General features: G+C 44.0%; 16 protein-coding genes. 7 read left to right on the forward strand and 9 right to left on the reverse strand.

Features of this window, described 5'->3' with window-relative positions; translation table 11 throughout:
• Genes dapC through ACYVGZ_RS14825 form a run of 3 tightly spaced genes read left to right on the forward strand, consistent with a single transcriptional unit; the run spans position 1 to position 2,669 of the window.
• Positions 1 to 1,191, forward strand: a complete 1,191-nt coding sequence (gene dapC / locus ACYVGZ_RS14815; RefSeq protein WP_460757267.1) for a succinyldiaminopimelate transaminase — start codon at positions 1 to 3, stop codon at positions 1,189 to 1,191.
• Positions 1,192 to 1,232: 41 nt separating this feature from the next.
• Positions 1,233 to 2,270 carry a 2,3,4,5-tetrahydropyridine-2,6-dicarboxylate N-succinyltransferase gene (gene dapD / locus ACYVGZ_RS14820; RefSeq protein WP_460757270.1) on the forward strand — a complete coding sequence of 346 codons (1,038 nt, stop codon included), beginning with the start codon at positions 1,233 to 1,235 and terminating at the stop codon, positions 2,268 to 2,270.
• Between the two features lie 51 nt (positions 2,271 to 2,321).
• Positions 2,322 to 2,669: an ArsC family reductase gene (locus ACYVGZ_RS14825; RefSeq protein ID WP_460757272.1), complete on the forward strand. Its 348-nt coding sequence runs from the start codon at positions 2,322 to 2,324 to the stop codon at positions 2,667 to 2,669.
• On the opposite strand, the gene ACYVGZ_RS14830 is transcribed toward ACYVGZ_RS14825, so the two are convergent.
• Entirely contained in the window at positions 2,666 to 2,872 is a 207-nt protein-coding gene (locus ACYVGZ_RS14830; protein WP_460757275.1) for a hypothetical protein, read from the reverse strand. The genes ACYVGZ_RS14825 and ACYVGZ_RS14830 overlap by 4 nt on opposite strands.
• Before the next feature lie 77 nt (positions 2,873 to 2,949).
• Between ACYVGZ_RS14830 and dapE the strand changes: the two genes are divergently transcribed.
• Genes dapE through ACYVGZ_RS14845 form a run of 3 tightly spaced genes read left to right on the forward strand, consistent with a single transcriptional unit; the run spans position 2,950 to position 4,744 of the window.
• Positions 2,950 to 4,089 (forward strand): succinyl-diaminopimelate desuccinylase, encoded by a 1,140-nt coding sequence (dapE, locus tag ACYVGZ_RS14835; RefSeq protein ID WP_460757278.1) that lies wholly within the window; start codon positions 2,950 to 2,952, stop codon positions 4,087 to 4,089.
• A 3-nt stretch (positions 4,090 to 4,092) separates the two neighbouring features.
• Complete coding sequence (locus ACYVGZ_RS14840) at positions 4,093 to 4,380, forward strand: hypothetical protein (RefSeq protein ID WP_460757281.1); 288 nt, start codon at positions 4,093 to 4,095, stop codon at positions 4,378 to 4,380.
• Entirely contained in the window at positions 4,370 to 4,744 is a 375-nt protein-coding gene (locus ACYVGZ_RS14845; protein ID WP_460757282.1) for a hypothetical protein, read from the forward strand. Before ACYVGZ_RS14840 ends, ACYVGZ_RS14845 begins: the two co-directional genes overlap by 11 nt.
• Before the next feature lie 77 nt (positions 4,745 to 4,821).
• Here the strand turns inward: ACYVGZ_RS14845 and tpx are convergent, their stop codons facing one another.
• A complete protein-coding gene (gene tpx, locus ACYVGZ_RS14850; protein ID WP_460757284.1) occupies positions 4,822 to 5,319 on the reverse strand; it encodes a thiol peroxidase in 498 nt (165 codons plus the stop codon).
• A 25-nt stretch (positions 5,320 to 5,344) separates the two neighbouring features.
• The gene (locus ACYVGZ_RS14855; RefSeq protein ID WP_460757287.1) at positions 5,345 to 5,815 is read right to left on the reverse strand and encodes a cold-shock protein; all 471 of its coding nucleotides are present in this window, start codon (positions 5,813 to 5,815) and stop codon (positions 5,345 to 5,347) included.
• 276 nt (positions 5,816 to 6,091) lie between these two features.
• Between ACYVGZ_RS14855 and ACYVGZ_RS14860 the strand changes: the two genes are divergently transcribed.
• Complete coding sequence (locus ACYVGZ_RS14860; protein WP_460757290.1) at positions 6,092 to 6,316, forward strand: SlyX family protein; 225 nt, start codon at positions 6,092 to 6,094, stop codon at positions 6,314 to 6,316.
• A 3-nt stretch (positions 6,317 to 6,319) separates the two neighbouring features.
• Here the strand turns inward: ACYVGZ_RS14860 and ACYVGZ_RS14865 are convergent, their stop codons facing one another.
• The 6 genes from ACYVGZ_RS14865 to ppc all read right to left on the reverse strand — a co-directional run bounded on the left by ACYVGZ_RS14865 (position 6,320) and on the right by ppc (position 12,453).
• On the reverse strand, positions 6,320 to 7,117 hold the full coding sequence (locus ACYVGZ_RS14865; protein ID WP_460757292.1) for a class I SAM-dependent methyltransferase: 798 nt from the start codon (positions 7,115 to 7,117) through the stop codon (positions 6,320 to 6,322).
• Positions 7,110 to 7,397 (reverse strand): hypothetical protein, encoded by a 288-nt coding sequence (locus tag ACYVGZ_RS14870; protein WP_460757295.1) that lies wholly within the window; start codon positions 7,395 to 7,397, stop codon positions 7,110 to 7,112. The genes ACYVGZ_RS14865 and ACYVGZ_RS14870 overlap by 8 nt, the downstream gene beginning before the upstream one ends.
• A 19-nt stretch (positions 7,398 to 7,416) precedes the next feature.
• Positions 7,417 to 8,220, reverse strand: a complete 804-nt coding sequence (locus tag ACYVGZ_RS14875) for an undecaprenyl-diphosphate phosphatase (protein ID WP_460757297.1) — start codon at positions 8,218 to 8,220, stop codon at positions 7,417 to 7,419.
• A gap of 3 nt (positions 8,221 to 8,223) precedes the next feature.
• Positions 8,224 to 8,931: a tRNA (adenosine(37)-N6)-threonylcarbamoyltransferase complex dimerization subunit type 1 TsaB gene (gene tsaB / locus ACYVGZ_RS14880; RefSeq protein WP_460757300.1), complete on the reverse strand. Its 708-nt coding sequence runs from the start codon at positions 8,929 to 8,931 to the stop codon at positions 8,224 to 8,226.
• A gap of 7 nt (positions 8,932 to 8,938) precedes the next feature.
• Positions 8,939 to 9,595: an adenylate kinase gene (gene adk, locus ACYVGZ_RS14885; protein ID WP_460757302.1), complete on the reverse strand. Its 657-nt coding sequence runs from the start codon at positions 9,593 to 9,595 to the stop codon at positions 8,939 to 8,941.
• Positions 9,596 to 9,822: 227 nt separating this feature from the next.
• A complete protein-coding gene (gene ppc, locus ACYVGZ_RS14890; RefSeq protein ID WP_460757305.1) occupies positions 9,823 to 12,453 on the reverse strand; it encodes a phosphoenolpyruvate carboxylase in 2,631 nt (876 codons plus the stop codon).
• Positions 12,454 to 12,479 lie beyond the last annotated feature (26 nt).

A 12,479-nucleotide genomic window follows, 5' to 3' on the forward strand; every position in this document is an offset into this window, starting at 1 on the left:
ATGAACCCACTTATTCATTCACTGCACCCATACCCGTTTCAAAAACTGGCTGAGCTACTTGCAGATACCCAGCCAAACCCTGCGTTACCGCTCATCAAGCTGACGATTGGTGAGCCCCAGCACCAGCCGCCAGGCATTGTTTTAGATACACTAGCTAAGAGCCTATCTGGTGTGAGCAAATATCCGACCACAAAAGGCGAAAAAGATCTGCGTGACACCATTGCAAACTGGTGTAAGACTCGCTTTTCATTAAAGCAACTAGATAGCGACACACAAGTGCTGCCCGTAACTGGTACTCGTGAAGCATTGTTTGCCATTACCCAAACACTCGTTGGTGGAAAAGCAAATCCTCTAGTCGTCAGTCCTAACCCTTTTTATCAAATTTATGAAGGCGCAGGCATTCTCGCTGACGCTCGCTTACACTACTTACCTTGTGCAGCGGAGCATCATTACAAAATAGACTATAAAAGTGTTAGCGATGAGGTATGGCAAGACTGCGAAATGCTGTTTGTTTGCTCACCAAACAACCCAACTGGCACTGTGACTACCTTAGAAGAATATGCCTACTTACTTGAAAAGGCTAAAACCTTTGATTTCACCATCATTGCTGACGAATGCTACTCAGAGATCTACTTTGATGACACAGCACCTTTAGGCTTGTTAGAGGCTTGTCAGCAACTTGGCAACACAGATTATAAACACTGTTTAATTTTTCAGTCTCTTTCGAAGCGCTCAAATTTACCAGGTTTACGTTCTGGCTTTGTAGCAGGCGATGCTGAACTGTTAAAACCCTTTTTGCTGTATCGTACCTATCAAGGCTGCGCCATGCCAAACCACCATCAAGAAGCCTCTATTACCGCTTGGAATGATGAAGAGCATGTCGTAGAAAACCGCGCAATCTACACTCGTAAATTTCAACAAGTATTGGAGATTTTGTCTCCAGTAATGACGGTTCAGAAACCCGAAGCGGGCTTTTATTTATGGCCACAGCTAGACATGGATGATGAAGAGTTCTGTATAAAACTATACCAAGAAGAAGCCGTATTGGTTTTACCAGGTAGCTATTTAGGACGCGACACAAAAGCAGGTAATCCGGGCAATAAGCACGTACGCATGGCTCTGGTAGCAGAAGAATCAGAGTGCATAGAAGCAGCCCAACGCATTTGCAATTTTGTGAAACGTCATCAGTAATAATTAATTTTAAGCAACAGCAAACATTTTGGAGATAACGAATGAGCGACACTCTTTTCGCCTACGGTTTAGGTATTGGCACACAAAACAAAGAAGGCAATTGGCTAGAGGTCTTCTACCCAACACCTAAAACGCAAATCACTAAAGAAACCCTTGATGCCTTAATTGAAAGCACCAATTACGAAACTGGTAACGACACTTTAGTGTTGGACGAAAGTGATTTAAATCGCCTACATATGAGCTTACTCAAAGCCGGTGACATTGAACAGGCTGAACTGGCGTCTCGCCTTAAAGCTTCTACTCAGCCTGTAGTGTTATGTGTATTAGCCGAAGATAGCGCACCGAGCAACCCTGCTGAAGTGTATCTAAAACTACAACTTATTTCGCAGCGCTTAGTACAACCACACAACACAGTGTTAGACGGCATGTTTGGCTTGTTGGTCAACACCGCCTGGACAAGCGAAGGCCCTATCGATGTAAAAGAGCTCGCCGATCGCCAACTGTCTGCACGTATGGAAGGCCGCACAATTGAAGTATTTAGCGTAGATAAGTTCCCTAAAATGGTGAACTTCGTGGTGCCAACTGGCGTTCGTATTGGTGATGCATCGCGTATCCGTCTTGGGGCACACCTAGGTGAAGGTACTACAGTCATGCACGAAGGCTTTGTTAACTTTAATGCAGGCACATTAGGCACCAGCATGGTAGAAGGCCGTATTTCTGCAGGAGTTGTTGTTGGTAACGGCTCTGACCTAGGTGGTGGCTGCTCTACAATGGGAACCTTGTCTGGTGGCGGTAACATTGTCATTGGCGTAGGAGAGCAATGCCTAATCGGTGCGAACGCAGGTATTGGCATTGGTTTAGGAGACCGTTGCACGGTTGAAGCGGGCCTATATATTACCGCTGGCACCAAAGTAAAAGTGTTAGACGAAGACAATCAACTGGTCTCGACGGTGAAAGCCCGCGATCTGTCAGGCCAAAATGATCTGTTATTCCGTCGCAACTCTCAAACTGGCGCGATTGAGTGCAAAACGAACAAAGCTGCCATTGCTTTGAACGACGCCCTTCACGCTCATAACTAATCTGGACAGGCCGTTTTAAGCGAAGTTAAAGCGGCCTCTTTAAGGCAGAAAATGATCCAAATTTACGGCATAAAAAATTGTGACAGCATGAAGAAAGCCTTTCGCTGGCTGGAAGAAAAGCAACTTGCGTATGAATTCCATGACTACAAAAAAGGCGCTTTGACAGAACAACTAGCACACCAATGGCTCACCGAGCTGGGCTGGGAGGTACTGATTAACAAGCGTGGTACCACTTGGCGTAAACTAGATGATGATGTTAAAAACGCCATGAATGACGAATTGGCGCTTCACATCATACTTGAGAACACATCCATCGTTAAAAGACCTTTAATTCTTTCTAACGGTGAATTTATTCTAGGCTTCAACGAGACAGTATACTGCGAAAAATTTGGCTCTTAACGTAATACCGGTGTATAAATCCTCGGACGCTCTTTGGATCGTCCTGGATTTACATTAGGAGTCACACTTGGAATATAACCAGCAGATGAGATATCCGAGCGAATAACAGGCACAAAATAAGACTCTTGAACCACCGTCTTTTCGGTAAAAAGACTGCAACCGGATAACATCAAAACCAAGAAAAGCGTAGAACCTAATTTCATAACCCCACCTTTAAGGATTGCTCTGCTATTATAGCAAACAACCTATAAGGTAACGAAAACAAACACAAAGGTAAAGAATGACTGACTTGTCTCCAACCCTCAAACTCGCCCTTGATCTTATGTCCCGCCCTTCTGTTACACCTGAAGATGCAGGTTGCCAAGATGTTATGATAGAAAGACTCAAGGCATTAGGTTTTACTGTCGAAGAAATGCCCTTTGGTGATGTGAAAAACTTTTACGCCAAACGGGGCACTTCAGGCCCAAATCTGTGTTTTGCAGGTCATACCGATGTGGTTCCTTCTGGCCCAGAACAGGAGTGGAAAGTTCCTCCTTTTAAGCCAGAAATTATTGACGGCATTTTATATGGGCGAGGTGCGGCTGACATGAAAGGCAGCCTTGCCGCTATGATCACTGCAGTAGAAGGGTTTGTTAAAGCCAACCCAAACCACCCAGGTTACATCTCCTTTTTGATTACCAGCGATGAAGAAGGTCCATTTGTAGACGGCACAACAAGAGTTGTCGACACCCTCATGGAACGAGATGAAAAAATGGAGTGGTGTATCGTCGGTGAACCATCTAGCACCAAGCAGCTTGGCGACATCATAAAAAATGGTCGCCGTGGCTCTTTCAGTGGAGACTTAACCGTCTATGGCAAGCAGGGTCATGTTGCTTACCCACACCTAGCCAAGAATCCAATCCACTTAGCCGCCCCAGCCTTAGACGAAATGGCCAATACACAATGGGACGATGGCAATGACTTCTTTCCTCCGACCAGCTTTCAAGTATCGAATATTCAAGCAGGTACAGGGGCTACTAATGTGGTACCAGGGGAGCTAAAGGCTCAGTTCAATTTCCGCTTTTCTTCAGAGTTAGACTTCGACAAATTAAAAGCGGGCGTCACTCAGATTCTCGATAAACACCAATTAAATTACGATATTGACTGGACCTACAATGGCCTACCATTTTTAACACGTCCAGGGGAGCTGGTTGATGCTATTGTCGATGCCGTTCAAAATACCGTAGATATCACTCCTGAGTTATCTACCTCTGGAGGGACATCGGATGGCCGCTTTATTGCTAAAATGGGTACCCAAGTCGTGGAGCTAGGACCTATCAATGCCACCATCCACCAAATCAATGAATGTGTTGACGCAGAGAGCCTTAATCAGCTGTCTAGCATCTATCAAAAAATCCTTGAAAACCTTTTTACAAAATAAAACATGTCAATTAAAAGGTCTCTTCATCGCCTAGCCCTAAAGCTAGGCAACAATCCAAAACTGGCCATCATGAGAATGGTACAGGGAGGCCTTATTTTTCTCTTTGGCGCCCTGATAATCATGGTTTCTGACAAGGTAATCACCAGCTCCATTAGCCAAGAAGTTCTAGCTTTATTTGGTCTAATCGTTTCTGGAGCTGGTATACTATGGACCCTAATTGGTTACCTTTCTATGAGTGTACTAAGGCTTTATCATATGATCAGCAAAAAGGATGACGATAATGCAACCTGATATTGAAATCTATGTTTTGTCTTGTCCGACCGAGACGATAGTCGAGTGGCTTAATACTGACTTTACCGTCATCAATAAGCAAAACGTAACAAGCGACAGCGTCAAATTAACCCTCTCGCATCAAGGCCAAGAGATCAATGTGACCATTTTGGAAAAAGCTGCAGGAAAACGCTTCACCTCAATTTGGTTTGACTCTGACAAAACACCATGGTCGACAGATATGGAATGCGCTCAACAAGCATTTACCGCTCTTGAGCATGAAGTTCGCTGCAATTACCAAGGTTGGGAAGAAGAAGGCGACCAGGATCCTGATCAATGGTGGCGCGTCAATAAAGACGGCTCAGGGCCCTTTATTTGGAAGTAGCCTGCTAACAAGACACTCCACCTATAAAAAAACCAGCCCTTCAAAGGGCTGGTTTTTAGTTTTCGATTAGTACAAAACTAAGCTAATAAGGCTAATACAGCTTCATAATTTGGCTCATCAGCGGTTTCCGCCACTTGCTCAGTATGGATAACCTGACCAGATTCGTCTACTACAACGATTGCACGAGACAAGATACCCGCCAGTGGACCAGTAGAGAAGGTCACACCATAGTCCTCACCAAAAGACGAACGGAAACTAGAACCAGTATCAACATGATCGATACCTTCTGCGCCACAAAAACGAGCGGCAGCAAATGGTAGGTCAGCAGACACACAGATCACGCTCACATTCTTTAAAGAAGCCGCAGACTCATTGAACTTACGAACTGAAGTCGCACACGTTGGGGTATCAACAGACGGAAAGATATTTAAAACCAATTTTTGGCCTTTATAATCCGCAAGTGTTGCTGTCGAAAGATCTGTTTTAACCAACTCAAAACTTGGCGCAGCAGTGCCAACGGCAGGAAGACTGCCTACGGTTTCAAATGGAGTCCCTTTTAATGTAACTGTTGCCATGATAAATAACCCTTATTCTATGCGACTAACCGCGAATGATTGAAACGTTTTCAGCTTGCTTACCTTTCTCACCTTCGGTGACATAAAAGCGCACTTGCTGCCCCTCAACTAAGAAACGGCGACCACGACCACGAATAGCACGGTAATGAACAAACACATCATCACCATTTTCCATAGTCAAAAAACCAAACCCTTTAGAAGAGTTAAACCATTTTACCGTGCCTTGCTCTCTGTCGTCATCTTCATCACTTTCAGAGGCTGATTGCGTACCTGTGGGTTTGCTTAAACTTAATACCGCTCCCACATAAACAGACACGAATATAAAACCAAAATAAACCAAAAAGTTTGCCGCTATGTCTTGCTTTAATACACTGGCCATAACTACAGCAGAAATTAAGGCAATAACAACACTTACAACTAAGGTGCGAATAGAAAATAAATTTGAACCAGCAGAAGATCCAGTATTGCGCGTAACATTTTCCTGATGATCACTCATAACTATGTCTCTTTATCAAATTAAAAATTAATGTAAATTGAAGCGGCCAAGATTAACAACACACTTCATAATAATGTTTTAATACAGCAAAAATCATTAAACCCATTTAGAAATCTTCATAGGAAGTGGCAACAGATAATAGTAAAATGCCCCACTCTATAGAAAAACAGATTCCTCTTTACTTTACGATTTAGTAAAGACTTTCACATAAAAGCGTACAAAAAGGCTAAATATATAAGGGTTTAACCCTTTAAGGTTACCACACAGATGCCACTAATGAACACCTCAGATACGTTAGAACGTATTGATGAATTAGAAATTAAGCTACAATTTCAAGAAGATGTAATAGACAGTTTGAATACAGCCCTTATTAGCCAGCAGAAAGACCTGTTGCTATTACAAGAAAAACTTACGCTTGTGAGCAAGCAATTAGAAAGCTACCGCCAACAGCAAGAGCAGAATGAGCCTAGCATTGAAAATGAACGCCCGCCCCATTATTAAATATCAGCAGTCTTGATCAAAGGACTTTATTACATAGACATCAAACCGTCCCGATTTACCATCAAGTTGATAAGTAGGGGACGTTTGATTTAAATAAGGGGCAGACTTAGGCCGTTTCACCACTACCCTATATTTGGCAAGTTTAAGAGCCTTCGGCAACAACTCATCCGCATCTAAATCAGCGCCCACTAAATCTCGAAAGAAAGCCATTTCTTTTTTTGCAGCAGCACTGGATTTCTCCATATGTGGAAACATGGGATCTAGGTACACCACATCATACAGTGGATGATCAGGTAGAGCCTGCATCTCTTGCTCAAGCAATGTCATTCTGGCGATGATATCGGCTATTTCAGACTGCTCTAGCCCTCTTAACAAACCATCTTTCAATAAACTTCGTACAAAAGGCACTCGCTCACACAGACTTAATGAACACCCCAAACCAGCTAACACAAAAGCATCGCGGCCTAAACCCGCTGTTGCATCCAAAACGTTGATATTAGCTCGTTTATTCAAACCTACGGCTTTAGCAATATCTTGTCCTTTACCTCCACCAAAACGCCTTCTATGATCTACTGCACCCGAGGCAAAATCTACTTGCACAGGCTTCGGCGCTGCCTTGCCCGTTTTCGCAATAGCAATACCGTCATAACCTTTGAGCAAAAGGTATTCATAGTCAGAAACAAACTTAAGAGGAGCATCGAGAAAAAGAAAGGGTAAGTCGAGCCGTTCCGCTAACGCTTGGCTTGCAACAACCAGATCAGAATGACTGGTTGCTACCGCCAATGAGTGATGATCATGCAAAAATATCTACCCCAACCAAGCTCGCGCGAGGGTTATCAGAGGCTAAGGACTCTGTCGCTTGATAAGCATTTAACGCATTCTGAGTTTGAAAACTAAACTGCCCATAAGGCGAAAAGCGGCTTTCCTGTTGTGACATAACACGATCAAACTCTTGTACCGAACTGCTATTTTGAGCTGATAAAGACTGAGCCTGCACAGCATTAGAAGGTGAGCTGGTTACTGGTAACGAGTGACTAAATCCACCACTGGCAGGAACGGGAAATTGCGAATTTATTTGCAATGCAAGCCTCTTACTTTTCCTAAGATTGATACACGATTAAGAGTAGCAAACCGCCTAATACGAGTCTATACAGCATGAAGGGCATAAAACCTATGGTATTTATCCATTTTAAAAACAGGTAAATACATAAATACGCACTGATAGCAGACAGAAGCACACCATAAAACAAACTTTGCCAGTCCACCGCTATATCAGTTGCCATTAGCTCAAGTAATTTCAAACTGCCTGCCGCTAAAATCAACGGTATCGATAACAAAAAGGAGAAGCGTGCCGAGCATTGGCGAGTAAAACCCAGAAAGCGCGCAGCTGTCATAGTAATACCTGAACGAGAAGTGCCAGGAACTAAAGCCAATGCTTGAGCCAGGCCAATCATTAACACGCTTTTAAAACAAAAGTCTATTTCCGTTTTCTTGCTGGCCGCAAACCTATCTGACATCCACAGCAATACGCCAAAACCAATGGTTGTATAAGCAATAACCTCAATCGAACGTAAATGCAGCTCAATGAAATCACCAAAAACCGCTCCGACCACACAAGCAGGAATTGTCGCTAATATCACCCACCAAGCCAGACGGCTGTTTGCAGTTTGTTGCTTTTCAACTAAAGAGGTACACCAAGCCCGGAAAAGCTGCACTATATCATGGCGAAAATAGCCTACTACGGCAATCAAGGTACCTATGTGCACAGCAACATCAAAAGCCAGCCCTTGATCAGGCCAAGCCAGAACCTGTGCGGGTAATATCAAATGGGCCGAACTCGAAATCGGCAGAAATTCCGTTAACCCTTGAATCAAGGACAGTATAACAATGTGGTACCACAACATGTTTTAGCGTTTCCCTATACGCGGAGCCTGTTTTTCCCAGGTCACTTCATCCCTTAAATAGGTTGGGATAGCCTCATAAGCACTCACCCACTCTTCCCTTTGGTAGGCCAGCATGGCTAACTCGGCCATACAAGCTGCCCGTGGCGCTATGTCTACTAGTATCTGTTCAGGACGAATTGGCATTCGATTTGACAATTCATCTTGATAACACCATCCAGAGCCCACACCACCAAAAGAGTGCTCAAAAGCAGGCAGATCAGTAGGCTTGGCAACGCGTTCTTGAAATAGAGTTTGTATCTGATAGCGTCCGTCTTGCTTATCCAGTAGAAAGCCACCTAAGTAAACCTCTCCCATCCGCGCATCAAGGGCAGATAACCATGCTGGCTGGCCAGTTTTCTGGAATGCCTCTAATGCCATAGCTTCTAAGGTAGAAACAGGAATCACGGGTAAGTCCGCTCCGTAGGCAAGCCCTTGTACGACACCCGCACTGATTCTAAGACCAGTGAAGGAGCCTGGACCACGCCCAAAGGCGATCGCATCTAGATCAGGTAAAGTAAGGCTAGCTTGCGCTAAGAGTTGCTCTATCATAGGCAGTACAAGAGCATTGTGTTGGCGTGGCGCTATGCGAAAGTCTTCAAGAACCACACCATCTATATTCAACGCCACAGAACAAGCTGGCGTTGAAGTGTCAACAGCAAGTATTGCAGTCATAAAAGTATTAAGCCTTTAGAGATGACAACAAGCTTTGCTTAATTTCATTTAGATTACCAACGCCATTTACTGTCACAAAGTTAGGGGCATTATTGGCATCTGCTTTTAGCCAATCTTGGTAATAGCCAATAAGTGGTGCAGTCTGCTCATGGTAAACACCCAAACGTTTACGTACCGTTTCTTCCGTATCATCCGCGCGTTGAATCAGCGCCTCACCTGTTACGTCATCCAGCCCTTCTACTTTAGGCGGGTTGTAAACCACATGGTAAGTACGACCAGACGCTTCATGGACTCGTCGGCCACTCATACGGCTAACAATTTCTTCATCAGCAACATCAATTTCAACCACGTAATCGATTTTTACACCGGCTTCTTTTAGAGCATCCGCTTGCGGAATGGTACGAGGAAAACCATCAAACAAAGCACCTTTCTCACAGTCAGCCTGTGTTAAGCGCTCTTTAACCAAACCGATAATAATATCATCAGACACAAGCTGACCAGCATCCATAACCGCTTTGGCCTTTAGGCCTAATTCTGTGCCAGCCTTAACCGCAGCCCGTAACATGTCACCGGTAGAAATTTGAGGAATCCCAAACTCTTCAGTAATAAATTGTGCTTGCGTGCCTTTACCAGCACCCGGTGCTCCTAATAATATTATTCGCATAACATGTCTCCAAATATCAGCATTTCACTGAAACATAATCATCCTTCTCGATAAGCTTGGTAGTGCTTAATTTCACACCACCGAGCTTTCTCTAACAGATCGATTACAAACTAAAAAAATAATGGTCGCCAAGCATACCCAAGCAATAGCCAATTATGCAAATTTAGCGCAGATTTTTTTCGTATATATTGCGCATATAGTGACTATATGCGCATTTTGTACATAAGTTAGCCTGTATTTTGCATACCACTTGCTATGCCAGCCATGGCAATCATCAATGCTTTATTTACCGCAGGGTTTTCATCGTTCTTACGGCTACGATAAAGCAGTTCAGCTTGTAGATAATGCAGCGGATCAATGTAAGGGTTTCGCACATCGATGGATTGTCGAATGGTTTTATTATCTTCGATCAACCTTTCTTGTTCTTTCAGCTGTTTCACTAAGTTACTGACTTGCGCTAGCTTATTGCGCAGCAATTGACCTAAGCCACACAATTCCTCCGACACCAAACGCTTCTCATAGTATTCAGCAATTTCAGGCTCTGATTTGGCTAGCACCATATCAAGCATGTCTAGATAAGCACCGAAGAAAGGCCAATTTTGATGCATTTCTCTCAGTTTTTCTAAATTCCCAGTTTCAATTGCCTGCTCTAAAGCGCTTTCAGCCCCAAGCCAAGCTGGTAGCATTAAACGAATCTGCATCCAGGCAAAAATCCAAGGAATCGCCCGTAAACTTTCCACTCCGCCATCCGAACGACGGCGCGCTGGACGAGAACCCAATGGAAGTTTTGCCAACTCTTGCTCTGGTGTTGTTGATCTAAAGTAAGGCACAAAGTCTTTGTGACCCCGTACAATGGAGCGATATTGGTTCATACCGACTTCGGCCATTTCATCCATAATGGCACGCCATTCGGCTTTTGGCTCTTCGGCTGGCAACAAAGTTGCTTCCATCACAGCCGAGCAATAAAGCTCTAAAGATCGAACCGCAATATCAGGAATACCAAATTTAAAGCGGATCATTTCACCTTGCTCTGTAACACGTATAGCGCCGTTAACAGATCCTGGTGGCTGAGATAAAATAGCCACATGAGCAGGACCACCACCACGCCCAACGGTACCACCGCGACCGTGAAATAAGGTAAGGTGTACCCCGTGTTTTTTACAGAGTTTGGTCAAGGCCTCTTGAGCTCGGTACTGCCCCCAAGTTGCCGCAATTTGCCCCGCATCTTTCGCTGAGTCAGAGTAACCAATCATGACTTCTTGACGCCCATTTATATAGGCTTTATACCAAGGCAGTGAGAAAAGTTGCTCAATTATAGGCTCAGCATTGTCTAAATCTGCCAAGGTTTCAAACAAAGGAGCAATGCGCATTGGAAAGCTCACTCCGGACTCTTTGAGCATCAAGGCAACGGCTAATACATCTGATGGTGCACTTGCCATAGAAATCACATAGGAACCAAAAGAATTTTCTTCACCTTGAGCAATCATTGCAAAGGTATCGAGCACCTCTCTCACTTCTTCTGTGGGCGTCCATTCCAAAGGCAGTAGAGGTCGTTTTGAGTTTAGCTCGGTTAATAAGAATGCTTGTCTAGAGGCTTCGTCCCATTCTGCGTAATCTCCTAGCCCGTAAAAACGAGTAATGGCAGATAAAGCATCAATATGACGTGAGGCATCTTGACGTACATCGAGCTTGGCAAGTGTCATACCAAAGGTGGCTGCACAACGAATTAGGTCTAATAACGAACCATTAGCAATCACCTTCATACCTGAGTCAATCAAAGATTGATAACACAGCACAAGATCATCAATAAGCTCTTTACTGGTTAGCATAATGCCTTGGGTTGACACATTCTTACCATCTAAACAATTTTTTGCCCATTGTTTTGTGGCGATCATTCGATTCTCTAGATCCCGCAATACCTCACGGTAAGGCTGAGCACTGTCACCGACACGGTCACGTAAAGCCTGATTGCACTGAATCATTGAGAATTCAGAACGAAGCTCCGAGAGATCTTTAATATACAAATCCGCTGCCATCCAACGAGCCAGTAAAGAAACCTCTTTGGTCACTTTATGAGTCACGTTAGGGTTACCATCGCGATCCCCTCCCATCCAAGTAGCAAATCGAATAGGCGCTAAATCCAGTGGCAAATGCTCATCTTGAGAGTATTGGCTAAATTGCTCATCAAGCTGACGAAAAAAGCGTGGCACGGCTTGCCATAAGGATTGTTCAATAACGGCAAAACCCCATTTAGCTTCATCCACAGGGGTTGGTCTTTCTTCACGAATCTCATCCGTATGCCAAGCTTGAGTGATAATTTCTTTTAAGCGACGTATATGCTTGGTCTCTTCAAGCGGCAGAATGTTGTCTTTATCAAGGGCTTCAAGCTCATTTGAAATGTTGTCGTACTTTCGAATTAAAGAACGACGAACCACTTCAGTCGGGTGAGCAGTAAGCACAAGTTCTATTGACTGCGTTTGTAACGCTTCTACCATTTGCTCTGCACTATGGTTTTGCGCCGCGAGGCGTTGCAACAAATCGCCAATAGGGTTTTGGTATACCCCCAAACTCTCATTGGTACGGCGACGATGCACACGGTGATATTGTTCAGCAATATTAGATAAATTTAAAAACTGATTAAAGGCACGTGCAACCGAAACAATCTCACCATCATCTAGGTCCTCTAATGCGGCAATCAATGCAGAAGAGTCACCTGTTTGGCGTCCATCTTTAGAAAGCTGGCGGATGTTCTCCACTTTTTCCAAGAACCCTTCCCCTAAATGATTACTCATGGTTTCACCTAAGCAATCCCCTAGTAATCTGACATTTTCTCTTAATGATGCCTGACGATCGTTCACATTACCCTCCTACTTAAAATAGGACA

The organism is Marinomonas epiphytica, from assembly GCF_054780655.1.